Here is a 23,621-nt window from a genome sequence, read left to right as displayed (position 1 = left end):
CAAAAGCAATCGATTGGTGATCACGTAGACAGAATGATAGTTCATTCCTCGGAAATTGCTGCTGAGATTGGTATTACTACGCGCTGGAATTAATTGTTGTAGAAAGGAATCAAAATGCCAAATCTCGTTTTAGAGTATTCAAACTCGGTGGAAGAACGTGTCAATGTTCAGGGGTTGCTGGAGGACTTACATAAAACGGCGTTAGAGAGTGGCCTTTTTGAACTCGCGTCAGTGAAATCTAGAACGCTCCGGAGCCACAATTGGTTAATTGGGGAAGAGGGCGATAGCCTCGACTTTATCCATATCAACTTTGATTTGCTATCTGGCCGTTCCCAAGAGCAGAAGCGAGAACTGTCACGAGCCTTGATGGAGACACTTCAAGAGCAAGCCAGTCACGTGCACAGCTTAACGGTCAATATCCGAGACATGGACGTAGACAGCTTCCAGAAGGTAGTGAATTAGGTTGAACCGAGTTTCTTGAGAGCAGTGAGCAGGGTTAAGTATCGTTAGATGCAGGGTACTGAAAGCTAATAGGCCTTATCGAGCGTTTATCGTTGCTTGAGCTTAGTCTCGCTCTGCTTGTTATAACGGCACTATTGGCGCTTACACAGCAGGTGTACTTTCCAAACCATATCGACTCGGCTAATCTATAACCTTTCTATTTTGGGGTAAAATTTGATGTCGACTAAAGAGTTACTGTTTTCTTTTCAAGGACGTATAAACCGTAAAACCTACTGGATTTGGAACGTCATTTACTATGTCTCTATTCTAGGTTTTGGTGCTGGAATCAGTAAGCTATTTCCTACTTTCTCCTATTTACTTCTCCCTATTTTCTTGGTGATTTTGTTAATCCCTGATTTGGCGATCACCACCAAGCGTTGGCATGACCGCAACAAATCAATCTATTGGCTAGCACTGAATATTCCGTTGATTATCGGACGAATCGCTACGCCAATGACCAGCCCTGTTGCACAAGAGCCGTCGACACCGCAAATGTTCGTTGCTTCCATTTCTCTGATTTGTGGTTTATGGATTCTAATTGAATGTGGCTTCTTAAAGGGGACATCAGGACCAAACCAATATGGCCCTGAGCCGGAGTAATCGCTTTAAGTAACGTGCGCGCTGAAAGTAGATTCTTAGTCTCGCTGAGGCTCGCTAGAATGACGAGCTTTTTTGATCTAGAGCTTGCTATTTTAACCGTCATTCTGAACAGTGAGGGACGAGCATGATTCAGAATCTATCGTCTGCTTGAGCAGTGGCTAAGGTGAGCGGGAGAGAATAGGAGCTTGCTGTTACCAGATTCTTAGTCTCGCTAAGGCTCGATAGAGTGACGAGCTCTTTTGATTTAGAGGCTGTTAAACTCACCGTCATTCTGAACAGCGAGGAACGAGGTGATTCAGAATCTATCGTCCGCTTGAGCAGTGGTTAAGGTGAGTGGGAAAGAATAGGAGTTTGCTGTTACTTGATTCTTAGTCTCGCTTGAGCTCGCTAGAATGACGAACGCTTTTGACCTAGAGCGAGCTTATTAAAGTCACCGTCATTCTGAACAGCGAGGGACGAGCGTGATTCAGAATCTACGCACAGAGCGCTCCGAGTTTGAACTGAGCGATTAAATTACAATGGAAAAGTAACAGCGAATCATGAAGGAGAATGAATCATCGATAGGACGCCTTGCGTTTATATCCTAACGTCAAACAACAACGCCGTTCTTTACATTGGTGTTACCAGTCAGCTGCCTCAAAGAATATGGCAGCATAAAAACGGAGTAGTTGAGGGATTTACCAAGAAATACAACGTTCATAAGCTCGTTTACTTTGAGTTATTCGAAGATATGGCAACTGCCATAAACCGAGAAAAGCAGCTCAAGCAGTGGAAGCGTGAGTGGAAGTTAGCCTTGGTAAGAGAAACGAACCCTAACTTTCTCGATCTATCTACTGAGTATCAGTAAAAATCATCCCTACCTTTAAATGCCTCTAAACTAACCACATCCGCTTTTTGAGTCGGTGCCGTTTCCCCTTGTAGCGCCGCTCTGAACTTCACGACCTGTTTTTGTAATTCGTTCATCAATACCACATTGGTGTGGTGAGGGTTTTTACACGTGCTGATGACCCTATCGATGTGGCTTTGCTGAGCCCACAGTCTTTCTTGCATGTTTTCTGATGCACTTTCGATCATCTCTTTTGCCATTTCATGACGAAATTGCTCAAAAGCTTCTGGATCTCGCTCTGCCATTCGAACCATTTCATCGAATGGCGGAAGCGTTTGAGAAGGGTAGTGACGTAGAGTAGACATCAATGTTCTCCAAATCCTTATGGAAATTGCCTTTAGTTACTAAAAGCCTATACCACTAGAAAGAGGAGAGAGGATGAATTCTTCAGCCGTCTCACTTATAAGAGAAGCTTTTAAGCTTGAGATTGAATAAGTGCGGCATGTCGATGTTTGGTTGTGGTAGTTACTGCAGTTGTTGGATGCGGTACACGCAGCGTCTTTGACCGCTGATGATATGCTCGGTGCGCTCTACTTTGGTGTCACGTCCAAGTAAAGACTGAAAGACACTTAATTCTGATTGGCACAAGCTTGGGCAGCGAGTTGCGGCTTTACAAATCGGGCAGTGATTTTCGATCAAGATAAATCCGTTCTCATCTTGCTCAAGCTCGGCCATATAGCCTTCTTGTTCTCTGAGTGTCACAAGAGTTTCTAGTTTGCTTTGCAGAGAGTTGCATTGCTCAAGGTGCTGACGATAACTTTGTAACGTGAGTTTTTCTCTTTCCGATGTGACTTTGTCCAGTCCATCTTTGCCAAAAATGTGTTCGACAGCCTCTATAAACTGAATGGTCAACTCACCGTGACGGTCAGCAAATTGCTCATGACCTTTTTGAGTGAGAGACCAATGGCGAGCGGGGCGACCCACTTTGACTTTGACGTCATGAATAGACAGGATGCCATCATCTTCTAAACTCTGAAGGTGCTGACGTGCCCCCATGGTTGTCATACCCAGCTCAGAAGAGAGTTGTTTTGCAGTGACGGAACCATCACGCTTAACGATTTGCAATATCCTATCTACGGTCTTCATATACCCACCATTTATACGTCAGTACATATTATGCGCGATAGGGTTAGTAAAGAAAAGTGTTGACTTAGTTTGAGTGGGGATCTGTTGGGTCTATGTTCATGCGAACCAATATATATCGCCACTCTGAACAGCGAGAAACGAGTGTGCTTCAGAATCTATCGTCCGGTTGTGCAATGGTTATGGTGAGAGGGAGAGAATAGGAGTTTGCTGTTATTAGATTCTTAGTCTCACTGGAGCTCGCTAGAATGACGAGTTCTTTTGATTTAGAGCTTATTAAAGTCACCGTCATTCTGAACAACGAGGAACGAGTGTGATTCAGAATCTATCGTCCGGCTGTGTAGGGGTTATGGTGGGAGGGAGAGAATAGGAGTTTGCTGTTACTGGATTTTTTAGTCTCGCTGGAGCTCGCGAGAGTGACGAACTCTTTTGATTTAGAGCTTACTGTGGTAACCGTCATTCTGAACAGCGAGGAACGAGTGTGAGAAAGAAAGGCTCCAACTCAGATTGGCTAGAGCCTCGAGAAATGCTTAAAGAATAATATCACGCACTTCTGGATCTTTACGATCTAGGTAGTGAGTTGACTTAATACGACGAATAGTACGGCATCGACCACGCACGAGCAGCGTTTCTGTCGTTGCGATATTGCCTTGGCGAGAGATGCCTTCTAGCAAGTCACCTTTAGTAATGCCTGTTGCTGAGAATACCACGTTGTCGCTGCGTGCCATGTCTTCCATTTTGAGGACAACATTCGCTTTTACGCCCATTTCATCGCAGCGTTTTAGTTCGTCTGCGCCGTAAATGCGGTTTTCTTCAGTATCGCCTTTTACTTCATGACGAGGAAGTAGACGACCGTGCATGTCACCGTCTAGCGCTCGAATCACCGCGGCTGAGACGACCCCTTCTGGCGCGCCGCCAATACAGTACATCATGTCCACTTCACTGTCTGGCATACAAGTCAGAATAGAGGCAGCCACGTCACCATCAGGCACCGCAAAGACACGTACGCCCATTGCTTGCATTTCTGCAATAACGTCATCGTGGCGAGGTTTCGCAAGGGTAATAACGACTAAGGTATCAAGTGGTTTGTTCAGGGCTTTTGCTACGTTCTCTAGGTTCTCTTTTAACGGCTTTTCTAAGTCAATCACGCCTTTTGCACCAGGGCCAACAACCAGTTTTTCCATGTACATATCTGGCGCTTTAAGAAAGCTGCCTTTCTCACCTGCGGCAAGTACGGCTAGTGCGTTTGACTGTCCCATTGCCGTCATACGCGTCCCTTCAATCGGGTCGACTGCAATATCTACTTCATCACCACCAATACCCACTTGCTCACCAATGTATAGCATTGGCGCATCATCGATTTCACCCTCACCAATGACAATTTCACCACTGATATCTGTTTTGTTCAGTAGGGTGCGCATAACTTCAACAGCTGCGCCATCGGCTGCATTTTTATCGCCACGGCCAAGCCATTTGTAACCAGCCAAAGCTGCACCTTCAGTCACACGGGAAAATGCCATTGCTAAATCGCGTTTCATGATGTCTCCAAGTAAGCAAGAGGGAAGAAGAATTTGCGCGGCGATTCTATCACAACGTAGGGTAAACGTTTGCCTTTTTGCGGAGCTTTTACTTTATCTAACTTGAATTTGATCAATACTTAGGGCGATTTTCAGCGTGGCGGGAGGCAAAATCCTTGCTCAAAAATGCTTCGGCGATAAGAAAAGTCAGCGTTTAGTGAGATTGCGCCGATTTTTTGACCGAATGATGCGAAATATCGAATATAGTGAGTGTTTCTCATCGCGACGCTGAGTAGAATGAACCTTATATAGGTTAGGTGTGCATCAATCTCGCACATCGTCCCAACGGAATAACATAGGTAGGCCAAGATGTCTTTTGAAGTACTAGAACAACTAGAATCTAAAATTCAAACTGCAGTTGACACAATCACTCTTCTTCAGATGGAAGTCGAAGAGCTGAAAGAAGATAAAGCAAAACTTGCGGAAGAAGCGAACGAGCTTCGCTCTCAACGTGAAGAGCTAGAGCAAAAAGCACAGCAAGCACAACAAGAGCACGCGCAATGGCAAGAGCGCATTCGTGCACTACTTGGCAAAATGGACGAAGTGGAATAATTCGGCTTCTTCATTCCAAATTAAAAACACCCGCGTTAAGCGGGTGTTTGTGTTTTGGGCAAGTTGAAAATCGTTGGGACAAGCTCGATTCTGATAGCCAAGAGAAGGCCCTATAACTTAGGCGTCTAAGACTCGCTATGCTTCTTCATCCAACTCTAAATCAATATTCAATGGTTCAGGCGACAGGATAATTCCGGTGCTATCGGCATAAATATAATCTTCAGGTAAGAAGCTGACGCCGCCAAAGTTGACTGGTACATCTAATTCGCCAATACCCTGGCTGGTCGCTCCAACAGGAATAGAGGCGAGGGCTTGAATGCCTAAGTTCATATCTTCAAGTTCATCTACTTCACGAACACAGCCGTAAACGACAATGCCTTCCCACTCGTTTTCTTCCGCAATGGTTGCGATTTCTGCATCGATAAGGGCTTTACGTAGGGAACCGCCACCGTCAATTAACAAAACGCGACCAAGTCCATCTTGCTCTAATGTCTCGCGGATCAACGAATTATCTTCAAAACACTTGATGGTGGTGATTTGCCCGGCAAATGAAGCGCGACCGCCAAAATTACTGAACATTGGTTCAACCACATCTACCTGATCGAGGTAGATATCACAGAGTGCTGAGGTATTGTATTCCATAGCGTACCTTTCTAAACAGAAATTGGTTGTCTTTGAGTATATCTAGGCATTAAGTCAATGCAATGACAATCCTTTTTTAACTTACTAGAGTTTGAGCTACCACAATTGTTGCAAACAAAACGTTGGTGACTAAAGAGCATTTCACGATGACTGGCATCATTGGTGCTATCTGAGCGGGCTTTTGTGTATGCCAAACCGCTTTACCATGATCGGCCACGAAATAAATACTAAGTAAAAATGGCAAGCTAATCCAAACGGGTTTGTCTTGAATTAACAAGTAAGCCGCAAAGGCAAGAATAGCACCTCCAAGTAAAACAAAGTGGTACTGCTTGGCTTTGCGTTGACCCAAACGCACTGCGACCGTGCGTTTACCACACTCTCGGTCGTTTTCGATATCACGCATATTGTTGATGTTGAGTACTGCAACGGCGAGTAAACCGCAGCCTAGAGCTGGTAAGAATAGCGTGGTATCTACGTGACCAGTATGCAAGAAATAGGTACCGGATACGCCGAGTAAACCAAAAAACAAGAAAACTGAAATATCGCCAAGCCCCACGTAACCGTATGGTTTGCTACCCATGGTGTAAGCAATCGCCGCGAGGATGGCTAAAATTCCCAGCCCGATAAACGTCACAATGCTTTCCAGTGAGCTTAGTGAATAGAAAACTAACACTAAGCCAGAAATAGCGGTCAGAACGATGTTAAAGATAATCGCCTGTTTCATCTGTTTCGCACTTACCGCGCCAGACTGCATCGCTCGTAATGGGCCAAGGCGTTTGTCGTTATCTGTACCTTGAACGGCATCGCCATAGTCGTTCGCAAGGTTGGATAGAATTTGCAGCAACGTCGCGGTTACGAAAGCCATGATGGCAATTGTCGGTGAAAAATGACCCGCCGAGTAGGCGAGTACGCTACCCGTTAAGATAGAGACTAACGCCAGAGGTAGTGTTTTTGGGCGAGCGGCTTCAAGCCAGATCTGTAAAGATTGTTTCATGGAAATTTCGTGCTAGTAACCAATGTGCCCAGTATAAGCACAAAGAGGCAGATACGCTATTGACCTAAAACAACTCAACTAGAAGTCAAAGGGTGAAGTAGAAGGAAAGCAGTTTCGATATTTGAGGCGATAAAATAGCCCTCTTTTTGGAAAGTAAAGGGTACGGAGAACGCTGCTATTAGATTCTTAGTCTCGCTTGAGCTCGCTAGAATGACCAGATCTTTTGATTTAGGTGTTGTCACAGTAATCGTCACTCTAAACAAAAAGCCCAGAAACAAGGTTCTGGGCTTTGGTGGGATAGATTGCGATTAAAGAATAAAGCGGCTTAGATCTTCATCTTCAATCGTGTCGCCTAGGCGCTCTTTCACATAAGCGGCATCGATAACAAACTTCGCACCAGATTGCTCCGCCGCGTCGTAAGAGATTTCATCCATTAAGCGCTCCATAACGGTATGCAAGCGACGAGCACCGATGTTTTCTGTGCTTTCGTTGACCGTCCATGCCGCTTCCGCGATTTGCGTGATGCCATCTTCTGTGAACTCGATGTCCACATCTTCCGTTTTCATCAACGCAACGTACTGCTCTGTTAGAGAGGCTTTTGGCTCTGTCAGAATGCGTTTGAAGTCGTTGCTGCTTAGTGCTTCTAGCTCAACACGAATTGGTAGACGACCTTGCAATTCTGGGATCAAGTCAGATGGTTTTGCCACTTGGAATGCACCAGATGCAACAAACAGAATGTGGTCTGTTTTTACCATGCCGTGCTTGGTTGATACCGTGCTGCCTTCAATCAATGGAAGTAGGTCGCGCTGAACACCTTCGCGTGAAACGTCTGGGCCTGAGCTCTCGCCGCGTTTACAGATCTTGTCGATCTCATCGATAAATACGATGCCGTTGTTTTCAACGTTGAAAATCGCCGCTTCTTTTAGCTCTTCTTGGTTAACCAGTTTCGCCGCTTCTTCTTCCGCTAACGCTTTCATTGCGTCTTTGATTTTCAGCTTACGTTTTTTCTTAGTGTCGCCTGCCAGGTTTTGGAACATGCCTTGCAGCTGGTTAGTCATCTCTTCCATACCTGGGGGCGCCATGATCTCTACGCCCATTTGTGGTGCGGCTACGTCGATTTCAATTTCTTTATCGTCTAGTTGGCCTTCACGCAGTTTCTTACGGAAGATCTGGCGAGTGTGAGAAGACTCTTCCGTTTGCTCTGCTTGACCCCAGCTATCACGTGCTGGTGGCAGTAGCGCATCAAGAATGCGTTCTTCTGCTTGCTCTTCTGCGCGGAATTTCACTTTTTCCATCGCTTGTTGATGCGTCATTTTTACCGCGACATCAGTCAGGTCACGGATGATAGTTTCAACTTCTTTACCAACGTAACCCACTTCGGTGAATTTTGTCGCTTCAACTTTGATGAAAGGGGCATTTGCCAGTTTTGCGAGGCGGCGTGCGATTTCAGTCTTACCAACACCAGTAGGACCAATCATCAAAATGTTTTTTGGCGTCACTTCGGCGCGCAAGCTTTCTTCAAGCTGCATACGGCGCCAGCGGTTACGAAGTGCAATCGCAACCGAACGCTTGGCTTTTTCTTGACCGATAATGTGGCGGTTCAATTCATGAACGATTTCGCGAGGCGTCATTTCAGACATATTCTTTCCTTACTTCGTTACGATTACGCGGTTGGTTTTTCAGGCTCTACCGTTGAGTCTAGCTCTTCTACTGTGTGGTGGTGGTTGGTGAAGACACAAATATCACCCGCGATGTTGAGGGCTTTTTCCGCGATCTCACGAGCATCTAGATCTGTGTTTTCTAGTAGGGCGGTTGCTGCAGCTTGTGCGTAAGCACCACCAGAGCCAATCGCAATCAGGTCGTGTTCTGGCTGTACGACATCACCATTACCGGTAATGATTAACGATGCGGTTTCGTCGGCAACGGCAAGCAAGGCTTCGAGCTTGCGCAGAGCACGATCGCTACGCCAGTCTTTGGCTAGCTCAACCGCAGCCTTAGTTAGGTGGCCTTGGTGCATTTGCAGCTTGCTTTCGAAGCGCTCAAAAAGGGTGAAGGCATCCGCAGTGCCGCCAGCAAAGCCCGCTAGTACTTGGTTGTTATATAAGCGGCGAACTTTGCGCGCATTACCTTTCATTACGGTATTGCCTAGAGATACTTGGCCATCACCCGCGATGACGACTTTATTATTTCGACGTACAGATACAATGGTAGTCACAGTCGACCTCTTGATTATTTCTCTTTGGATTTAATTCAGTATATGGGGGAGGGGAAATAGGGATTCAAGGGGGCAAAAAGAAAGGCCCTAGGATCTTAGCTCCTAGGGCCTGAGTTTAAAGATTTTCTTTCCAAATCGCACATGGCTCGATTTTCGCGCGTTGCAGTTTATGACGGTCACGTTCTGCATCACGTTTGAACTTATACGGACCTAGCACCACGCGATACCATGAACTGCCTTCTTTCTTACGAATCTTGCTCGACATCCCTTGGAACGCGATTGCAAGCTTGCGCTCTTCCGCTTGTGCCTGGGTTTTGTACGCGCCACACTGCATGATGTAAGGAATTTTAGAAACTTCAATTTCTTTGGCCACAACTTCAACTTCACGTTTCGGTAGTGACTCAACATATTCCCACTTTTCTTCTGGTGGTGGCGGCAAGTCTTTTTTCGGCTTTGGTTTGCTTACAGTGGTTGTTGGCTGCTTCACGACAGGTTGTTTGGGTTCTGGGTCGCTACTCAAAAGGTAAAGACCATAGCCAAAACCACCCACGAGCAAGATAGCGAGCAGGCCACTACGCCAAGGTTTTTTTCTTCTCGGCGGCTGTTTTTTTGTCGACTTTTTTGGGGCGCCTCGCCCCCGTCTTACATAATCTCTATTTGCCACGGTTATTTCTGGTCATCAAGGATTCTTGCAAATATGTTAATCCAGAACGAGTTGAGAAAACACCCTATTGATAGAATCTTGATAGCTAAAGCGCGACAACGCCCGAGTGTAGGAGTGTGTTTCCGTTCTTGCTTATATTTATTCGGAGATACACAAAAAGCAGGAGGGGCAAATAAAAAGCGGCGCCTTAGCACCGCTTTGGGTATGAATACCTAATCTTTAGGTTAAGGGCGCTGTGGTGGCGCTGCACTTCCGCGAATGACGAGGTTAGTTTCAAGTAGGCGCGAGCCTGAATGCACGTCGTGTCCTTTTAACATTTCAAGCATCATTAGCATCGCTTGTCGACCAATCTCATAGCGAGGCTGAGAGATAGTGGTCAACGGTGGATCGCAGTACTGAGCGAAGTTAATGTCATCAAAGCCCACAACAGAGAGATCTTGCGGTACTCGTAAGCCAAGCTTTTTCGCTTCTTGAATTGCGCCGATGGCCATTGTGTCACAGTGGCAGAAAATAGCCGTTGGTGGCTCTGGCAATTCGAGCAGTTTACGAACGGCTTTTGCTCCGCCATCAAAAGAGAACTCAGTAATGACACTATATTGTGGATCTTTATTGATGCCGGCACGGCGCAGGGCTTGTTGGTAGCCTTGCTGGCGGAACTGACACAATATTGCTGTATCTGGTCCAGAGATTTGAGCAATGCGTTTATGACCTAATTGGGTTAGGTAATTCACCGCTTCAAATGCTGAGGTCAGGTTATCAATATGTACTGTCGGAAGCTCGAGTTCAGGCGCAAATTCACACGCCATTACCATCGGAGGTAAGTTCTTTTGCTCTGGCTTACTGACATCGAACGGTAGATCTGTGCCAAGCAGTAGCATTCCATCCGCCTGCTTAGTAAATACGAGGTTAACGAAAGAACTTTCGCGTTTCTTCTGTTGTCCGCTATCGCCCAGCAGGACTAGATAGCCATGTTCCATGGCAGCATCTTCAATACCGCGAATAATTTCAGAAAAATAAGGATCACAGATGTCGGGAACGATAGTGACAATGGTTTTTGATTCGTTTCTACGTAAGTTGCGCGCTAATGAGTTTGGAGAATAACCCGCTTCAAGTACGGCATCTTCTACTCTTTTTCTCGTTGAAGAAGAGACCTTCTCTGGGTTCATTAATGCTCGAGATACCGTAGCCGTAGACACTCCCGCAAGCTGGGCAACATCCTTCATTGTCGCCATAGTTTTTAACCTCTCGTTTATTTTTTTGCCAAGATGACGTTATTCCTGTTTGAAATCATAATAATCACGCTGAGTTAGAGCATCGTTTGCTCTTCGCTCAGTTCGTGTTAACAAGTGGAAAAATGGATTCTTCACTGCGACATCAATTTGTGGGAATAGTCATTGTTTTAATCTAAGCCTGTGCGAACAAGTCACTTTAGACTTTTCTAATTTGGATAGTCTATTCATTTCTAAAGTGAAAGTTACGGTCTGTTTAACAAAAATTGCAATCCCGTCGTGATGCCCGTCACATTAAATGGTAATTCATTACATAGTTAAACGTTTGCTAGCTGAGATCTTGTGGCTCTATGTCTAAATTCCAGCGAACTTTCTTGGCATTTGGCAACAACTCAATAGCAGGTTTGGCACTGGTTAATAACTTTTGCATCAATGAACGATGCTGGGTTTGAAGTAACAGCTGCCAGCGGTATTTGCCTGCGCGTTTGGCGAGAGGTGATGGTGTTGGACCCAGCACCATGCAAGTGTCGTCAAATAAAGGGTGCGATTCTAAGGTAAAGCGAACCTGACGTAAGAAATCTTCAACCACTTCACTTTGGTTTGCTTCTGCTTTAAACAGAGTCAAGAAACTATAAGGCGGAAGCTGAGCCAGTTTGCGTTCTTCCAGAGCTGTCATAGCAAAGTGACGATAGTCTTTTTGAAGTAGGGCTTGCAGCAAGCTGTGCTCAGGATGGTGAGTTTGCAGGATCACTTCGCCAGGTTTACTTGCTCGGCCAGCACGACCTGCGACCTGAATAAACAGCTGAGCTAATCGCTCCGAAGCGCGAAAATCACTACTATACAAAGAGCCATCAACATCCAAAAGAGCAACGAGCGTTACATTTGGAAAGTGGTGCCCCTTAGCCAGCATTTGAGTGCCTATCAGTATTTGGTATTCACCTTTACGAATCGATTCAAGGGCATCTTCCAAACTACCTTTACGACGTGTACTATCTCTGTCGATGCGAATGGCTTTGTATTCTGGAAACAACTGAGCCAATTGTTGTTCGAGCTGTTCCGTACCTACGCCGACGGTAACCAGTTGAGTTGAACCACATCCCTGACACTGATGAATGACAGGTTGTTGTGAGCCGCAGTGATGGCAGCGTATTTCGTTGCTGTAATGGTGGAACGTATAGTACGCATCACAGCGTTTACATTCTGCAATCCAACCACATTCATGGCACATCAAAGCGGGCGAGAAACCTCGGCGGTTAAGAAACAACATAACCTGATTGCCTACTTTTAAGTGTTTGCGCATTTCGGCAATCAGTTGGGCGGATAAGCCACTTTCTAAATACTGACCTTTTACATCTAACACTTTATTGGTGGTTGGCACAGCAGAGCCAGCTCGTTGGGTGAGTGTTAAATGGTGATATTTACCAGACAGCGCATTATGTAGGGTTTCTAACGCTGGCGTCGCTGAGCCAAGGACAATCGGCACTTGCTCTTTATGGGCGCGCATGACAGCAACATCACGAGCGTGGTAACGCAAGCTGTCTTGTTGCTTATAAGAGGAGTCATGCTCTTCATCAACGATAATAATCCCCAAATCAGCAAAAGGTGTCAGTAGGGCTGAGCGCGTACCAATGATGATCCCCGCGGCTTTATCGCGAGCCGATAACCAGGCGTTCAAACGCTCTGTTTCATTCAAACCGGAATGAATCACATCTACTGGGACATTAAATCGATGTTTAAAGCGGTTGATGGTTTGGGGCGTTAGACCGATCTCAGGTACTAAAACTAATGCTTGTTTCCCTTGCTCTAGAACGGGCTTGATAAGGTTTAAGTAAACTTCGGTTTTACCGGATCCCGTGACCCCTTCTAATAAATAGCAAGCAAAGCCCGTTTGGCTATTTACGCTGGCAATCGCGAGTGCTTGTTCATGGTTAAGCTTTGGTTTCTCTACCGCACACTCTACATTTTGACTCCATTTCGTAATGGTCGGCTTTTTCTCGATGCGCTCGACCCAACCTTTTTCTTCGAGATTTTTTAAGATGGTCGAGTTTACTTCTTGATCCAAGAGCTCTTGATGCGAGATTGGGCCGTTGATCATCATTTGGAGTGCACGCTGTTGTTTTATCGCACGTCCAAGCCCTTGCATGAGCTTATTTCTTCCTGCTTCTGTCAGTTGCCATTCTTGTAGCGTTGCAAAGTCGGCCGGTTTGCCTTTCCTCAGCGCGGCAGGCATTGCATTGTGTAGAGTGTCACCTAGAGGGTACTGATAGAACTGGCTGCACCAATTTAGCAGAGAATAAAGCGTCTCTGGCCATATCGGTTGGGAGTCTAATACCGCTTTGATTGGCTTAAGTTGATCTTTAGGAAAGTCAGAGTCGTTCACCATTGCGGTGACGATGCCGACTAAGGTTTGGCGTCCAAAAGGTACGGAAACGCGTCCACCAATGATCGGAAACAGGTGCCCCGGAATGGCGTAATCAAATTGTTTGTCGAGCGGAACGGGTAATGCCACTCTAGCAATGGTTGGACGCATAAATTCTTAGCTATTAAAAAGAGGGAAAGGAAATGAGAGTCTATTAAAATCGGTATGGAAATTCGAGTAAAGCTATGTGATTCAGCGTGAATCGTGCCTCTATGATTAGTCTGGCTAAAAAAGTGGCGAAAAAGTTGCCAAATGTGTTGATCCGAGCAATGTGATTCTTTACTATATCGCGCCTTGAGATATGGCTTCGGCAATTAGTTGATGCGGTATCCCATTTTATTATTAATTGCGTGTGGTGTGCGGCTTAGATTCGTATAGCGACACGGCCTACTATTGAGGTTATCCCATGAAAGCTGGTATCCACCCAGAATACAAAGCAGTAAAAGCGACTTGTTCTTGCGGCAACTCTTTTGAGTTCAACTCTACTCTAGGTAAAGAGTCTATCCACCTAGACGTATGTGACAAGTGTCACCCATTCTACACTGGTAAGCAACGTATCGTTGATACAGGCGGCCGTGTTGATCGCTTCAACAAGCGTTTCGGTGCACTATCAAGCGGTAAGAAATAATAGCAGCCGCTATTACGATTACAGTTTAGAAAAGGACGCTTCGGCGTCCTTTTTGTTTAATGGCTACCAAGCGAAGAGGGATGTATAGGGTTTGGAATATTCCCGATTATTTTTCACTCAGCGCTTGCAACCTAAAGTGTGATCTGTATAATGCAGCGCACTGGTTAAGCCAGTTGTGAACCAATGAGCAGTGAGGAGCGAGCAAATCTAAGGATTTGCTAGGTAATGTATACTCAGCTTATGTTCGCGGTTAATACAATTAGCTATCTTTTCTTCGGAAAAACTATCCTCAAAGGTGACTTTGGCATATAGGGATAGTTAATCGAAAATTAACTGACAATGCGTCCTAATCTTGGATGCTACGGTTTCACATAAATCAATCGGCATTCTCTCGTCTTGACGAGTTTGAGTGGCGATATTGTTTGTGTAATTTATTAAATTTGGAGCTCTGTCTCATGCAGAACCAACGTATCCGTATCCGCCTAAAAGCTTTCGATTACAAACTAATCGATGCTTCTACAGCGGAAATCGTTGAAACAGCTAAGCGCACTGGCGCACAGGTTCGTGGTCCAATCCCACTGCCAACTCGTAAAGAGCGTTTCACAGTTCTTATCTCTCCACACGTTAACAAGAAAGCACGTGACCAGTACGAAATCCGTACTCACAAGCGTCTAATCGACATCGTTGAGCCAACAGACAAGACTGTTGATGCTCTAATGCGTCTAGACCTTGCTGCGGGCGTTGACGTTCAAATTAGCCTAGGTTAAGGGAGATTAGAAGTATGATTGGTCTAATCGGTCGTAAAGTGGGCATGACCCGCGTATTTACTGAAGAAGGCGTTTCTATCCCAGTAACTGTTGTTGAGGTTGAAGCTAACCGTGTTTCTCAAGTGAAAACTCTTGAAACTGATGGCTACGCAGCAATCCAGGTTACAGCTGGTTCTAAGAAAGCTAACCGCGTAAACAAAGCTGAAGCAGGTCACTTTGCTAAAGCTGGCGTTGAAGCTGGTCGCGGTCTTTGGGAATTCCGTTTAGAAAACGGCGAAGAGTTCGAAGTTGGTTCAGAACTAACTGTTGAACTATTCAACGAAACTAAGAAAGTAGACGTTACTGGTACATCTAAGGGTAAAGGTTTCCAAGGCGCTGTTAAGCGTTGGAACTTCCGTACTCAAGATATGACTCACGGTAACTCATTGTCTCACCGTGCTCCTGGTTCTATCGGTCAATGTCAGACTCCAGGTCGCGTATTTAAAGGCAAGAAAATGGCAGGTCACATGGGTGCTGAGCGTGTAACGACTCAAAACCTAGAGATCGTACGTGTTGACGCTGAGCGCAACCTGCTTCTTATTAAAGGTGCAGTCCCAGGCGCAACTGGCGGCAACGTGATCGTTAAACCAGCTGTTAAAGCATAACGTCTCAGGAGTAAGTAATGGAACTAATGGTTAAAGGTGCCGATGCACTAACTGTTTCCGAAACTACTTTCGGACGTGAGTTTAACGAAGCTCTTGTACACCAAGTAGTTGTTGCGTACGCAGCAGGTGCTCGTCAAGGTACTCGTGCTCAAAAAACACGTTCAGAAGTTTCTGGCGGTGGCGCTAAGCCATGGCGTCAAAAAGGTACTGGCCGTGCGCGTGCTGGTACAATCCGTAGCCCAATCTGGCGTACAGGTGGTGTTACTTTTGCTGCGAAACCACAAGATCACAGCCAAAAAGTAAACAAAAAAATGTACCGTGGTGCTATGAAGAGCATTCTTTCTGAGCTTGTTCGTCAAGAGCGTCTAATCGTTGTTGATAACTTCTCAGTTGAAGCACCAAAGACTAAAGAGCTAGTTGCTAAGCTTAAAGAGCTTGAGCTAACTGACGCTCTAATCGTGACTAGCGAAGTAGATGAGAATCTATTCCTAGCTGCTCGTAACCTATACAAAGTTGACGCACGTGATGTTGCTGGTATCGATCCAGTATCTCTAATCGCGTTTGACAAAGTTGTAATGACTGCAGAAGCAGTTAAGCAAGTAGAGGAAATGCTAGCATGATCACTGAAGAGCGTATCCTAAAAGTTCTACGTGCACCGCACATCTCTGAAAAAGCAACTATGGCAGCTGAGAAAGCGAACACTATCGTTTTCAAAGTAGCTAAAGATGCGACTAAAAAAGAGATCAAAGCAGCTGTAGAAAAGCTATTTGAAGTTGAAGTTAAGTCTGTAAATACTCTTATCACTAAGGGTAAGACCAAACGTCAAGGTCTACGCCAAGGTCGCCGCAGCGACGTTAAGAAAGCGTACGTTACTTTGAAAGAAGGTCAAGATCTTGACTTCGTTGGCGGCGCGGAATAACAGGAGTAGTTAAAAATGGCTATTGTTAAATGTAAGCCGACTTCCCCTGGTCGTCGTCACGTTGTTAAAGTTGTTAACGCTGACCTACACAAGGGCAAGCCATACGCACCTCTTCTAGAGAAAAACTCTAAGAACGGTGGTCGTAACAACAAGGGTCGTATCACAGTACGTCACATCGGCGGTGGTCACAAGCACCACTACCGTGTAGTTGACTTCAAACGTACTAAAGATGGTATTCCAGCGACAGTTGAGCGTCTTGAATACGATCCAAACCGTAGCGCAAACATTGCTCTAGTTCTTTACAAAGACGGTGAGCGTCGCTACATCCTAGCACCTAAAGGTGTTGTAGCTGGTGATGTTATTCAGTCTGGTGTTGATGCACCAATCAAAGCTGGTAACACTCTACCAATGCGTAATATCCCAGTAGGTTCAACAGTACATAACGTTGAACTTAAGCCTGGTAAAGGTGGTCAGCTAGCTCGTTCGGCTGGTGCTTACGCTCAAATCGTTGCTCGCGACGGTGCGTACGTAACTATCCGTCTACGTTCTGGCGAGATGCGCAAAGTTCTTTCTGAAGGCCGTGCAACAATCGGTGAAGTTGGTAACTCTGAGCACATGCTACGTGAACTTGGTAAAGCAGGTGCATCACGTCATCGCGGTATCCGTCCAACGGTTCGTGGTGTTGTAATGAACCCGATTGACCACCCACACGGTGGTGGTGAAGGCCGTACTTCTGGTGGTCGTCACCCAGTATCTCCTTGGGGTATGCCTACTAAAGGCTTCAAGACTCGTAAGAACAAACGCACTGACAAGTACATCGTACGTCGTCGTAACAAGTAATCTATATAAAGAGGAATCGCCATGCCACGTTCTCTCAAGAAAGGTCCTTTTATTGACCTACACTTGCTGAAGAAGGTAGAGAAAGCGGTGGAAAGCGGAGACAAAAAGCCTATTAAGACTTGGTCCCGTCGTTCAATGATCATCCCTACGATGATCGGTTTGACCATCGCTGTCCATAATGGTCGTCAGCACGTACCAGTATTTGTAACTGATGAAATGATCGGTCACAAACTGGGTGAATTCGCACCAACACGTACTTACCGCGGTCACGCTGCGGATAAGAAAGCTAAGAAGCGCTAAGGAGTAAATAATGGAAGCAATTGCTAAACATAACTTTGCTCGCATTTCGCCTCAGAAAGCTCGCTTAGTTGCGGATCTAATCCGTGGTAAATCTGTTGACCAAGCTCTAGAAATCCTAACGTTCAGCAACAAAAAAGCTGCTGCACTAGTTAAGAAAGTTCTAGAGTCTGCTATCGCTAACGCGGAGCACAACGAAGGTGCAGATATTGACGATCTGAATGTCGCAAAAATCTTTGTAGATGAAGGCCCAACCATGAAGCGTATTATGCCTCGTGCTAAAGGTCGTGCGGATCGTATCTTGAAGCGTTCAAGCCACATCACTGTTGTTGTAGCAGATCGCTAGAGACTAGGAGAGTAAGCAATGGGTCAAAAAGTACATCCAAATGGTATTCGTCTAGGCATCGTTAAGCCTTGGAATGCTACATGGTTTGCTAACACCAAAGATTTCGCTGACAACCTAGACGGCGACTTCAAGGTACGTCAGTTCCTTACAAGTGAACTGAAAAAAGCGTCTCTATCACGTATCGTTATCGAGCGTCCTGCTAAGAGCATCCGTGTGACTATTCACACTGCTCGTCCAGGCGTTGTTATCGGTAAGAAAGGTGAAGACGTTGAGAAGCTACGCGCAGCTGTAGCTAAAATTGCAGGTGTACCAGCGCAAATTAACATCGCTGAAGTACGTAAGCCTGAACTAGATGCGCAACTTGTTGGTGACAGCATCGCGTCTCAGCTAGAGCGTCGTGTTATGTTCCGTCGTGCTATGAAGCGCGCAGTACAAAACGCTATGCGCCTAGGCGCTAAAGGTATCAAAGTGGAAGTAAGCGGTCGTCTAGGCGGCGCTGAAATCGCACGTTCAGAGTGGTACCGTGAAGGCCGTGTGCCTCTACACACTCTACGTGCTGACATTGATTACGCAACTTCTTCGGCTCACACTCAATACGGTGTGATCGGCATTAAAACTTGGATCTTCAAAGGTGAAATCCTAGGTGGTATGCCAGCAGCTAACGCTGTAGAGCCTAAAGGCGACAAGCCTAAGAAGCAGCGTAAAGGCCGTAAGTAAGGAGTCGACAGATGCTACAACCTAAACGTACTAAGTTCCGTAAGGTTCAGACTGGTCGTAACCGTGGTCTAGCTAAAGGTACTGATGTAAGCTTCGGCGAATTCGGTCTTAAAGCTGTTGGCCGTGGTCGTCTAACTGCTCGTCAAATCGAAGCGGCACGTCGTGCAATGACACGTCACGTTAAGCGTCAAGGTAAAATCTGGATCCGTGTGTTCCCAGACAAACCAATCACAGAAAAACCACTTGAAGTTCGTCAAGGTAAGGGTAAAGGTAACGTTGAGTACTGGGTAGCCCAAATCCAACCTGGTAAGGTTATGTACGAAATGGGTGGTGTACCTGAAGAATTGGCACGTGAAGCGTTCCGTCTTGCGGCACGTAAACTGCCTTTCAAAACTACATTTGTAACTAAGCAGGTGATGTGATGAAAGCACAAGATCTACGCGAGAAAAGCGTTGAAGAGCTTAACGCTGAGCTAATGAATTTGCTACGTGAACAGTTCAACTTGCGCATGCAAGCTGCGACTGGTCAACTACAGCAAACTCATACTCTGAAAGCTGTACGCCGTGATATCGCACGTGTGAAAACTGTTTTGACTGAGAAGGCAGGCGCATAATGAGCGAAGTAAAACGTACTCAACAAGGTCGTGTTGTTAGCGATAAGATGGACAAGTCTATCACTGTTGCTATCGAGCGTTTCGTAAAACACCCAATCTACGGTAAATACGTAAAACGTACGACTAAAGTACACGCACATGACGAGAACAACGAGTGTGGCCTAGGCGACACAGTTGAAATCGCAGAGTGTCGTCCACTGTCTAAGACTAAGTCTTGGACTTTGGTAAAAGTTCTAGAAAAGGCGAAGATTTAATCTCGTTAATTCTATGAAACTAAAGCGGCTCCAAAATATTTTTGGAGCCGTTTATTTTTTGACTACCCAATCACAAAAAAGGGTGGTACAATTCGCGTCCCTTTTAAAGAGGCAGCCCGACCCGTGATGGGTCTAGTTATTAATATTTAGCGGAGCACTAACATGATCCAAATGCAAAGTATGCTGGACGCAGCTGATAACTCAGGCGCACGCAGCGTAATGTGTATTAAGGTTCTGGGTGGCTCTCACCGCCGTTATGCACATATCGGTGACGTCATCAAAGTTACTGTGAAGGAAGCAATCCCTCGCGGTAAAGTTAAAAAAGGTGATGTTCTGAAGGCGGTGGTAGTGCGCACCCGTAAAGGCGTACGTCGTCCTGACGGTTCTGTCATTCGCTTCGACCGAAATGCTTGCGTATTGCTAAACGACAATACTGAGCAACCAATCGGTACACGTATCTTTGGTCCTGTGACACGCGAACTTCGTGGCGATAAGTTCATGAAGATCGTTTCACTGGCTCCAGAAGTTCTGTAAGGAGCACGTAGAAATGGCAGCTAAAATCCGTCGTAATGACGAAGTAATCGTTCTTGCTGGTAAAGACAAAGGCAAGAAAGGTAAAGTAACTAAGGTTCTAGCAACTGGTAAAGTTATCGTTGAAGGTATCAACCTAGTTAAGAAGCATCAGAAACCTGTTCCAGCTATGGGTATCCAAGGCGGTATCGTAGAGCAAGAAGCAGCAATCGACGTTTCTAACGTGGCGATTTTCAACGCAGCTACTGGTAAAGCTGACCGTATCGGTTTCCGTTTTGAAGACGGCAAAAAAGTTCGTTTCTTCAAGTCTAACGGCGAAACCGTTTCTAACTAATAGAAGTAATTTGGAGTTCTACTATGGCGAAACTGCATGATTACTACAAGTCGTCTGTAGTCGCTGAACTGACCAAACAGTTCGGTTACACAAGCGTCATGCAAGTCCCTAGAATCGAGAAAATCACCCTAAACATGGGTGTTGGTGAAGCAATCAACGATAAGAAACTGCTAGAAAATGCAGCGTCTGATATGGCAACGATCTCTGGTCAAAAGCCACTTATCACAAAAGCGCGCAAATCTGTTGCAGGTTTCAAAATCCGTGAAGGCTACCCTATCGGTTGTAAAGTAACCTTGCGTGGCGAACGTATGTGGGATTTTCTTGAGCGTTTAATTAACATCGCTCTTCCACGTGTACGTGACTTCCGTGGTGTTAGCGCTAAGTCTTTTGACGGTCGCGGTAACTACAGCATGGGCGTTCGCGAGCAAATCATCTTCCCGGAAATCGACTTTGATAAAGTTGATCGTGTACGCGGTTTAGACATCACTATTACGACGTCTGCTGGTACTGATGAGGAAGGCCGTGCTCTGCTGGCTGCCTTTAACTTCCCATTCCGTAAGTAAGGTGAAGGGTTACTGTTATGGCTAAACAATCAATGAAAGCACGTGAAGCTAAACGTGCACAGCTAGTAGCTAAGTTCGCTGAAAAGCGTGCAGCGCTAAAAGCTATCATCAGCGATGTAAACGCATCTGAAGAAGATCGTTGGAACGCGGTTCTTACACTGCAATCTCTTCCACGTGATTCAAGTGCATCACGTCAGCGCAACCGTTGCAACCAAACTGGTCGTCCACACGGTTACCTACGTAAGTTCGGTCTAAGCCGTATTAAGGTTCGTGAAGCTTGCATGAAAGGCGAGATTCCGGGTCTTCGTAAGGCTAGCTGGTAATTGCCACTTAATCATTTGGAGTAAATCATATGAGCATGCAAGATCCGATTTCGGATATGCTGACCCGCGTTCGTAACGGTCAGGCAGCAAACAAAGTTGCTGTAAAAATGCCTTCTTCAAAGCTTAAAGTTGCAATTGCTGCACTACTAAAAGCTGAAGGTTACATCGTTGACTTCGCTGTTGAAGGCGAAGCAAAACCTGAGCTAGAAGTTACACTTAAGTACTTCCAAGCTAAACCAGTAATCGAGCAACTTAAACGTGTTTCTCGTCCAGGTCTACGTGTTTACAAGAAGAAAGATGAACTTCCTTCTGTAATGGGTGGTCTTGGTATTGCTATCGTTTCAACTTCCAAGGGTCTTATGTCAGACCGCGCTGCACGTAAAGCAGGTCTTGGTGGTGAAATCATCGCTTACGTAGCTTAATAAGGAGTAGACTATGTCTCGTGTTGCAAAAGCACCTGTCGCTATTCCAGCTGGCGTAGAGGTGAAACTAAACGGCCAAGAAATCACTGTAAAAGGTGCGAAAGGCGAACTAACTCGCGTTCTTAACGATGCAGTTGTAATCGCTCAGGAAGAAAATAACCTGACTTTCGGTCCTAAAGAAGGTGTTGCTAACGCATGGGCTCAAGCAGGTACTGCTCGCGCTCTAGTTAACAACATGGTTGTTGGTGTTACTGAAGGCTTTACTAAGAAGCTAACTCTTAAAGGTGTAGGTTACCGTGCTGCTATCAAAGGCAACGCTGTAGGTCTAACACTAGGCTTCTCACACCCAGTTGAGCACGAGTTGCCAGCGGGTATTAAAGCTGAATGTCCAAGCCAAACTGAAATCGTGATCACTGGTGCTGACAAGCAACTAGTTGGTCAAGTTGCGGCTGACATTCGTTCTTACCGTGAGCCTGAGCCATACAAAGGCAAAGGTGTTCGTTACGCAGATGAAAATGTGCGTACTAAAGAAGCTAAGAAGAAGTAAGGTAACACTATGGATAAGAAAGCATCTCGCATCCGTCGTGCTACACGTGCACGTCGTAAGATTGCAGAACTGGGTGCGACTCGCCTAGTTGTACACCGTACTCCTCGTCACGTGTACGCACAGGTTATCGCGGCTAACGGCTCTGAGGTTATCGCAGCAGCTTCTACTGTAGAAAAAGCGATCCGTGAGCAAGTGAAATACACTGGTAACGTTGATGCAGCTAAAGCAGTGGGTAAAGCTATTGCTGAGCGCGCTCTTGAGAAGGGCGTAACTGCAGTTGCATTTGATCGTTCTGGTTTCCAATACCACGGTCGAGTAGCGGCGCTAGCAGAATCTGCTCGCGAAGCTGGTCTGAAATTCTAAGGTAGGGTTGGAAGATGGCTAAAGAACAACAAGTTCAAGCGAATGATTTGCAAGAAAAGCTAATCGCAGTTAACCGCGTATCTAAGACGGTTAAAGGCGGTCGAATCATGAGCTTCACTGCACTAACAGTAGTTGGTGACGGTAATGGTCGTGTAGGTTTCGGTTACGGCAAAGCTCGTGAAGTACCTGCAGCGATTCAAAAAGCAATGGAAAAAGCGCGTCGTAACATGACTACGATCGCTCTAAACGAAGGCACTCTTCACCACCCAGTGAAAGGTCGCCATTCGGGCTCTAAAGTTTACATGCAGCCTGCTGCAGAAGGTACTGGTGTTATCGCAGGTGGTGCGATGCGTGCAGTACTAGAAGTTGCTGGTGTACACAACGTACTATCTAAAGCGTACGGTTCTACGAACCCTATCAACATCGTTCGTGCAACGATCGATGCACTAGGTAGCATGAAGTCACCAGAAATGGTTGCTGCTAAACGTGGTCTAACTGTTGAATCTATTTCGGAGTAAGAACACCATGGCAACTATTAAAGTAACTCAAACTAAAAGCTCAATTGGTCGTCTGCCAAAGCACAAAGCTACTTTGCGCGGTCTAGGTCTTCGTAAAATCAACCACACAGTAGAACTTGAAGATACTCCGTGTATTCGCGGTATGATCAACAAGGTTTACTACATGGTTAAAGTTGAGGAGTAATCAGAATGCGTTTGAATACTCTAGCACCGGCTGCTGGCGCGAAAACTTCTGCGAAGCGAGTAGGTCGTGGTATCGGTTCAGGCCTAGGTAAAACTGGTGGCCGTGGTCACAAAGGTCAAAAATCACGTTCTGGCGGCAGTGTTCGTCCAGGTTTCGAAGGCGGTCAGATGCCTCTGAAACAACGTCTACCAAAATTCGGTTTCACTTCTCGTAAGAGCCTAGTGTCTGCTGAAGTTCGTCTAGCTGAGCTAGCGAAAGTTTCTGGTGACGTAGTTGATCTAAACAGTCTTAAAGCTGCTAACATCATCACTAAGAACATCGAATTTGTAAAAGTTGTTCTTTCTGGTGAAATCAACAAAGCAGTGACTGTGAAAGGTCTACGTGTGACTAAAGGCGCTAAAGCTGCAATCGAAGCTGCAGGCGGTAAAATCGAGGAATAATCTCGAGGA

The 23,621-nt window shown here is 45.8% G+C and carries 36 protein-coding genes; 26 read left to right on the top strand and 10 right to left on the bottom strand.

Annotation, left to right across the window (positions count from 1 at the left end):
- Positions 1 to 114 precede the first annotated feature (114 nt).
- The 3 genes from R2S67_RS12915 (at position 115) to R2S67_RS12905 (ending at position 1,948) form a co-directional block, all read left to right on the top strand.
- Positions 115 to 462 carry a 5-carboxymethyl-2-hydroxymuconate Delta-isomerase gene (locus tag R2S67_RS12915; protein ID WP_317344937.1) on the top strand — a complete coding sequence of 116 codons (348 nt, stop codon included), beginning with the start codon at positions 115 to 117 and terminating at the stop codon, positions 460 to 462.
- Positions 463 to 678: 216 nt separating this feature from the next.
- Complete coding sequence (locus tag R2S67_RS12910) at positions 679 to 1,101, top strand: DUF805 domain-containing protein (RefSeq protein WP_012841178.1); 423 nt, start codon at positions 679 to 681, stop codon at positions 1,099 to 1,101.
- A 553-nt stretch (positions 1,102 to 1,654) separates the two neighbouring features.
- Complete coding sequence (locus R2S67_RS12905; protein WP_395219149.1) at positions 1,655 to 1,948, top strand: GIY-YIG nuclease family protein; 294 nt, start codon at positions 1,655 to 1,657, stop codon at positions 1,946 to 1,948.
- Here the strand turns inward: R2S67_RS12905 and R2S67_RS12900 are convergent.
- The 3 genes from R2S67_RS12900 to glpX all read right to left on the bottom strand — a co-directional run bounded on the left by R2S67_RS12900 (position 1,942) and on the right by glpX (position 4,608).
- Positions 1,942 to 2,292 (bottom strand): DUF3135 domain-containing protein, encoded by a 351-nt coding sequence (locus tag R2S67_RS12900; RefSeq protein ID WP_048626578.1) that lies wholly within the window; start codon positions 2,290 to 2,292, stop codon positions 1,942 to 1,944. The two genes, R2S67_RS12905 and R2S67_RS12900, sit on opposite strands and share 7 nt — an antisense overlap.
- A gap of 160 nt (positions 2,293 to 2,452) precedes the next feature.
- Entirely contained in the window at positions 2,453 to 3,073 is a 621-nt protein-coding gene (locus R2S67_RS12895; RefSeq protein ID WP_053809483.1) for a helix-turn-helix transcriptional regulator, read from the bottom strand.
- Positions 3,074 to 3,600: 527 nt separating this feature from the next.
- Positions 3,601 to 4,608 carry a class II fructose-bisphosphatase gene (glpX, locus tag R2S67_RS12890; protein WP_005383180.1) on the bottom strand — a complete coding sequence of 336 codons (1,008 nt, stop codon included), beginning with the start codon at positions 4,606 to 4,608 and terminating at the stop codon, positions 3,601 to 3,603.
- Positions 4,609 to 4,956: 348 nt separating this feature from the next.
- On the opposite strand from glpX, the gene zapB reads away from it, so the two are divergent.
- Positions 4,957 to 5,199, top strand: a complete 243-nt coding sequence (zapB, locus tag R2S67_RS12885) for a cell division protein ZapB (protein WP_005379536.1) — start codon at positions 4,957 to 4,959, stop codon at positions 5,197 to 5,199.
- A 135-nt stretch (positions 5,200 to 5,334) separates the two neighbouring features.
- On the opposite strand, the gene rraA is transcribed toward zapB, so the two are convergent.
- The 7 genes from rraA to priA form a co-directional block, all read right to left on the bottom strand.
- On the bottom strand, positions 5,335 to 5,841 hold the full coding sequence (gene rraA / locus R2S67_RS12880) for a ribonuclease E activity regulator RraA (protein ID WP_005379537.1): 507 nt from the start codon (positions 5,839 to 5,841) through the stop codon (positions 5,335 to 5,337).
- A gap of 76 nt (positions 5,842 to 5,917) precedes the next feature.
- Positions 5,918 to 6,835 carry a 1,4-dihydroxy-2-naphthoate polyprenyltransferase gene (locus tag R2S67_RS12875; RefSeq protein ID WP_047009017.1) on the bottom strand — a complete coding sequence of 306 codons (918 nt, stop codon included), beginning with the start codon at positions 6,833 to 6,835 and terminating at the stop codon, positions 5,918 to 5,920.
- A gap of 308 nt (positions 6,836 to 7,143) precedes the next feature.
- Positions 7,144 to 8,475, bottom strand: a complete 1,332-nt coding sequence (hslU, locus tag R2S67_RS12870; RefSeq protein WP_006742475.1) for an HslU--HslV peptidase ATPase subunit — start codon at positions 8,473 to 8,475, stop codon at positions 7,144 to 7,146.
- A 23-nt stretch (positions 8,476 to 8,498) separates the two neighbouring features.
- A complete protein-coding gene (gene hslV, locus R2S67_RS12865; protein WP_005383176.1) occupies positions 8,499 to 9,050 on the bottom strand; it encodes an ATP-dependent protease subunit HslV in 552 nt (183 codons plus the stop codon).
- A gap of 115 nt (positions 9,051 to 9,165) precedes the next feature.
- Complete coding sequence (gene ftsN / locus R2S67_RS12860) at positions 9,166 to 9,714, bottom strand: cell division protein FtsN (protein ID WP_017820300.1); 549 nt, start codon at positions 9,712 to 9,714, stop codon at positions 9,166 to 9,168.
- A 224-nt stretch (positions 9,715 to 9,938) separates the two neighbouring features.
- Positions 9,939 to 10,967, bottom strand: coding sequence for a DNA-binding transcriptional regulator CytR (cytR, locus tag R2S67_RS12855; protein ID WP_254901949.1), 1,029 nt, complete (start codon positions 10,965 to 10,967; stop codon positions 9,939 to 9,941).
- A 304-nt stretch (positions 10,968 to 11,271) separates the two neighbouring features.
- On the bottom strand, positions 11,272 to 13,473 hold the full coding sequence (priA, locus tag R2S67_RS12850) for a primosomal protein N' (protein WP_225461735.1): 2,202 nt from the start codon (positions 13,471 to 13,473) through the stop codon (positions 11,272 to 11,274).
- 295 nt (positions 13,474 to 13,768) lie between these two features.
- Between priA and rpmE the strand changes: the two genes are divergently transcribed.
- The 22 genes from rpmE to rplO all read left to right on the top strand — a co-directional run bounded on the left by rpmE (position 13,769) and on the right by rplO (position 23,612).
- Positions 13,769 to 13,990 carry a 50S ribosomal protein L31 gene (gene rpmE, locus R2S67_RS12845; RefSeq protein ID WP_005379546.1) on the top strand — a complete coding sequence of 74 codons (222 nt, stop codon included), beginning with the start codon at positions 13,769 to 13,771 and terminating at the stop codon, positions 13,988 to 13,990.
- 455 nt (positions 13,991 to 14,445) lie between these two features.
- A complete protein-coding gene (gene rpsJ, locus R2S67_RS12840; protein WP_004410492.1) occupies positions 14,446 to 14,757 on the top strand; it encodes a 30S ribosomal protein S10 in 312 nt (103 codons plus the stop codon).
- Between the two features lie 14 nt (positions 14,758 to 14,771).
- Positions 14,772 to 15,401, top strand: a complete 630-nt coding sequence (gene rplC, locus R2S67_RS12835) for a 50S ribosomal protein L3 (protein ID WP_005379555.1) — start codon at positions 14,772 to 14,774, stop codon at positions 15,399 to 15,401.
- A gap of 17 nt (positions 15,402 to 15,418) precedes the next feature.
- Positions 15,419 to 16,021 (top strand): 50S ribosomal protein L4, encoded by a 603-nt coding sequence (rplD, locus tag R2S67_RS12830; RefSeq protein WP_005379556.1) that lies wholly within the window; start codon positions 15,419 to 15,421, stop codon positions 16,019 to 16,021.
- Positions 16,018 to 16,320 carry a 50S ribosomal protein L23 gene (gene rplW, locus R2S67_RS12825; RefSeq protein ID WP_004398471.1) on the top strand — a complete coding sequence of 101 codons (303 nt, stop codon included), beginning with the start codon at positions 16,018 to 16,020 and terminating at the stop codon, positions 16,318 to 16,320. The genes rplD and rplW overlap by 4 nt, the downstream gene beginning before the upstream one ends.
- Positions 16,321 to 16,335: 15 nt before the next feature.
- Entirely contained in the window at positions 16,336 to 17,160 is an 825-nt protein-coding gene (gene rplB / locus R2S67_RS12820) for a 50S ribosomal protein L2 (RefSeq protein ID WP_005383168.1), read from the top strand.
- A 21-nt stretch (positions 17,161 to 17,181) separates the two neighbouring features.
- Entirely contained in the window at positions 17,182 to 17,460 is a 279-nt protein-coding gene (rpsS, locus tag R2S67_RS12815; protein WP_004394525.1) for a 30S ribosomal protein S19, read from the top strand.
- Between the two features lie 10 nt (positions 17,461 to 17,470).
- On the top strand, positions 17,471 to 17,803 hold the full coding sequence (gene rplV, locus R2S67_RS12810; RefSeq protein WP_005383164.1) for a 50S ribosomal protein L22: 333 nt from the start codon (positions 17,471 to 17,473) through the stop codon (positions 17,801 to 17,803).
- Positions 17,804 to 17,821: 18 nt separating this feature from the next.
- The gene (gene rpsC / locus R2S67_RS12805) at positions 17,822 to 18,520 is read left to right on the top strand and encodes a 30S ribosomal protein S3 (RefSeq protein ID WP_005383161.1); all 699 of its coding nucleotides are present in this window, start codon (positions 17,822 to 17,824) and stop codon (positions 18,518 to 18,520) included.
- Positions 18,521 to 18,531: 11 nt separating this feature from the next.
- A complete protein-coding gene (gene rplP / locus R2S67_RS12800; protein WP_005379577.1) occupies positions 18,532 to 18,942 on the top strand; it encodes a 50S ribosomal protein L16 in 411 nt (136 codons plus the stop codon).
- Positions 18,942 to 19,133, top strand: coding sequence for a 50S ribosomal protein L29 (gene rpmC, locus R2S67_RS12795; protein ID WP_005379576.1), 192 nt, complete (start codon positions 18,942 to 18,944; stop codon positions 19,131 to 19,133). Before rplP ends, rpmC begins: the two co-directional genes overlap by 1 nt.
- Complete coding sequence (gene rpsQ / locus R2S67_RS12790) at positions 19,133 to 19,387, top strand: 30S ribosomal protein S17 (RefSeq protein WP_005379575.1); 255 nt, start codon at positions 19,133 to 19,135, stop codon at positions 19,385 to 19,387. Before rpmC ends, rpsQ begins: the two co-directional genes overlap by 1 nt.
- A 162-nt stretch (positions 19,388 to 19,549) precedes the next feature.
- A complete protein-coding gene (gene rplN, locus R2S67_RS12785; protein ID WP_004410450.1) occupies positions 19,550 to 19,921 on the top strand; it encodes a 50S ribosomal protein L14 in 372 nt (123 codons plus the stop codon).
- 13 nt (positions 19,922 to 19,934) lie between these two features.
- Complete coding sequence (rplX, locus tag R2S67_RS12780; protein WP_005379574.1) at positions 19,935 to 20,252, top strand: 50S ribosomal protein L24; 318 nt, start codon at positions 19,935 to 19,937, stop codon at positions 20,250 to 20,252.
- A gap of 23 nt (positions 20,253 to 20,275) precedes the next feature.
- Complete coding sequence (rplE, locus tag R2S67_RS12775; RefSeq protein ID WP_005379573.1) at positions 20,276 to 20,815, top strand: 50S ribosomal protein L5; 540 nt, start codon at positions 20,276 to 20,278, stop codon at positions 20,813 to 20,815.
- A gap of 17 nt (positions 20,816 to 20,832) precedes the next feature.
- A complete protein-coding gene (gene rpsN, locus R2S67_RS12770; RefSeq protein ID WP_012841173.1) occupies positions 20,833 to 21,138 on the top strand; it encodes a 30S ribosomal protein S14 in 306 nt (101 codons plus the stop codon).
- Between the two features lie 29 nt (positions 21,139 to 21,167).
- Positions 21,168 to 21,560, top strand: a complete 393-nt coding sequence (gene rpsH, locus R2S67_RS12765) for a 30S ribosomal protein S8 (RefSeq protein ID WP_005379572.1) — start codon at positions 21,168 to 21,170, stop codon at positions 21,558 to 21,560.
- A 13-nt stretch (positions 21,561 to 21,573) separates the two neighbouring features.
- Positions 21,574 to 22,107, top strand: a complete 534-nt coding sequence (rplF, locus tag R2S67_RS12760) for a 50S ribosomal protein L6 (protein ID WP_005392377.1) — start codon at positions 21,574 to 21,576, stop codon at positions 22,105 to 22,107.
- Positions 22,108 to 22,116: 9 nt separating this feature from the next.
- A complete protein-coding gene (gene rplR, locus R2S67_RS12755; RefSeq protein ID WP_005379568.1) occupies positions 22,117 to 22,470 on the top strand; it encodes a 50S ribosomal protein L18 in 354 nt (117 codons plus the stop codon).
- Between the two features lie 14 nt (positions 22,471 to 22,484).
- Positions 22,485 to 22,988, top strand: a complete 504-nt coding sequence (gene rpsE, locus R2S67_RS12750) for a 30S ribosomal protein S5 (protein WP_004745894.1) — start codon at positions 22,485 to 22,487, stop codon at positions 22,986 to 22,988.
- Positions 22,989 to 22,995: 7 nt separating this feature from the next.
- Positions 22,996 to 23,172: a 50S ribosomal protein L30 gene (rpmD, locus tag R2S67_RS12745; RefSeq protein ID WP_005379565.1), complete on the top strand. Its 177-nt coding sequence runs from the start codon at positions 22,996 to 22,998 to the stop codon at positions 23,170 to 23,172.
- Positions 23,173 to 23,177: 5 nt separating this feature from the next.
- Positions 23,178 to 23,612 (top strand): 50S ribosomal protein L15, encoded by a 435-nt coding sequence (rplO, locus tag R2S67_RS12740; protein ID WP_005383155.1) that lies wholly within the window; start codon positions 23,178 to 23,180, stop codon positions 23,610 to 23,612.
- Positions 23,613 to 23,621 lie beyond the last annotated feature (9 nt).

It is taken from the genome of Vibrio sp. T13N, assembly GCF_032970445.1.
Lineage (GTDB): Bacteria > Pseudomonadota > Gammaproteobacteria > Enterobacterales > Vibrionaceae > Vibrio > Vibrio diabolicus.
Note: the sequence above shows the minus strand (reverse complement) of the source record. Positions and strands in the feature narration are given on the sequence as shown.

Excerpts from the sequence above, each read along its gene's own strand:
- R2S67_RS12915 (WP_317344937.1), top strand. The coding sequence starts at position 115 with ATGCCAAATCTCGTTTTAGAGTATTCAAACTCGGTGGAAGAACGTGTC.
- R2S67_RS12910 (WP_012841178.1), top strand. The coding sequence starts at position 679 with ATGTCGACTAAAGAGTTACTGTTTTCTTTTCAAGGACGTATAAACCGT.
- R2S67_RS12900 (WP_048626578.1), bottom strand. The coding sequence starts at position 2,292 with ATGTCTACTCTACGTCACTACCCTTCTCAAACGCTTCCGCCATTCGAT.
- R2S67_RS12895 (WP_053809483.1), bottom strand. The coding sequence starts at position 3,073 with ATGAAGACCGTAGATAGGATATTGCAAATCGTTAAGCGTGATGGTTCC.
- glpX (WP_005383180.1), bottom strand. The coding sequence starts at position 4,608 with ATGAAACGCGATTTAGCAATGGCATTTTCCCGTGTGACTGAAGGTGCA.
- zapB (WP_005379536.1), top strand. The coding sequence starts at position 4,957 with ATGTCTTTTGAAGTACTAGAACAACTAGAATCTAAAATTCAAACTGCA.
- rraA (WP_005379537.1), bottom strand. The coding sequence starts at position 5,841 with ATGGAATACAATACCTCAGCACTCTGTGATATCTACCTCGATCAGGTA.
- R2S67_RS12875 (WP_047009017.1), bottom strand. The coding sequence starts at position 6,835 with ATGAAACAATCTTTACAGATCTGGCTTGAAGCCGCTCGCCCAAAAACA.
- hslU (WP_006742475.1), bottom strand. The coding sequence starts at position 8,475 with ATGTCTGAAATGACGCCTCGCGAAATCGTTCATGAATTGAACCGCCAC.
- priA (WP_225461735.1), bottom strand. The coding sequence starts at position 13,473 with ATGCGTCCAACCATTGCTAGAGTGGCATTACCCGTTCCGCTCGACAAA.
- rpmE (WP_005379546.1), top strand. The coding sequence starts at position 13,769 with ATGAAAGCTGGTATCCACCCAGAATACAAAGCAGTAAAAGCGACTTGT.
- rpsJ (WP_004410492.1), top strand. The coding sequence starts at position 14,446 with ATGCAGAACCAACGTATCCGTATCCGCCTAAAAGCTTTCGATTACAAA.
- rplC (WP_005379555.1), top strand. The coding sequence starts at position 14,772 with ATGATTGGTCTAATCGGTCGTAAAGTGGGCATGACCCGCGTATTTACT.
- rplD (WP_005379556.1), top strand. The coding sequence starts at position 15,419 with ATGGAACTAATGGTTAAAGGTGCCGATGCACTAACTGTTTCCGAAACT.
- rplW (WP_004398471.1), top strand. The coding sequence starts at position 16,018 with ATGATCACTGAAGAGCGTATCCTAAAAGTTCTACGTGCACCGCACATC.
- rplB (WP_005383168.1), top strand. The coding sequence starts at position 16,336 with ATGGCTATTGTTAAATGTAAGCCGACTTCCCCTGGTCGTCGTCACGTT.
- rpsS (WP_004394525.1), top strand. The coding sequence starts at position 17,182 with ATGCCACGTTCTCTCAAGAAAGGTCCTTTTATTGACCTACACTTGCTG.
- rplV (WP_005383164.1), top strand. The coding sequence starts at position 17,471 with ATGGAAGCAATTGCTAAACATAACTTTGCTCGCATTTCGCCTCAGAAA.
- rpsC (WP_005383161.1), top strand. The coding sequence starts at position 17,822 with ATGGGTCAAAAAGTACATCCAAATGGTATTCGTCTAGGCATCGTTAAG.
- rplP (WP_005379577.1), top strand. The coding sequence starts at position 18,532 with ATGCTACAACCTAAACGTACTAAGTTCCGTAAGGTTCAGACTGGTCGT.
- rpmC (WP_005379576.1), top strand. The coding sequence starts at position 18,942 with ATGAAAGCACAAGATCTACGCGAGAAAAGCGTTGAAGAGCTTAACGCT.
- rpsQ (WP_005379575.1), top strand. The coding sequence starts at position 19,133 with ATGAGCGAAGTAAAACGTACTCAACAAGGTCGTGTTGTTAGCGATAAG.
- rplN (WP_004410450.1), top strand. The coding sequence starts at position 19,550 with ATGATCCAAATGCAAAGTATGCTGGACGCAGCTGATAACTCAGGCGCA.
- rplX (WP_005379574.1), top strand. The coding sequence starts at position 19,935 with ATGGCAGCTAAAATCCGTCGTAATGACGAAGTAATCGTTCTTGCTGGT.
- rplE (WP_005379573.1), top strand. The coding sequence starts at position 20,276 with ATGGCGAAACTGCATGATTACTACAAGTCGTCTGTAGTCGCTGAACTG.
- rpsN (WP_012841173.1), top strand. The coding sequence starts at position 20,833 with ATGGCTAAACAATCAATGAAAGCACGTGAAGCTAAACGTGCACAGCTA.
- rpsH (WP_005379572.1), top strand. The coding sequence starts at position 21,168 with ATGAGCATGCAAGATCCGATTTCGGATATGCTGACCCGCGTTCGTAAC.
- rplF (WP_005392377.1), top strand. The coding sequence starts at position 21,574 with ATGTCTCGTGTTGCAAAAGCACCTGTCGCTATTCCAGCTGGCGTAGAG.
- rplR (WP_005379568.1), top strand. The coding sequence starts at position 22,117 with ATGGATAAGAAAGCATCTCGCATCCGTCGTGCTACACGTGCACGTCGT.
- rpsE (WP_004745894.1), top strand. The coding sequence starts at position 22,485 with ATGGCTAAAGAACAACAAGTTCAAGCGAATGATTTGCAAGAAAAGCTA.
- rpmD (WP_005379565.1), top strand. The coding sequence starts at position 22,996 with ATGGCAACTATTAAAGTAACTCAAACTAAAAGCTCAATTGGTCGTCTG.
- rplO (WP_005383155.1), top strand. The coding sequence starts at position 23,178 with ATGCGTTTGAATACTCTAGCACCGGCTGCTGGCGCGAAAACTTCTGCG.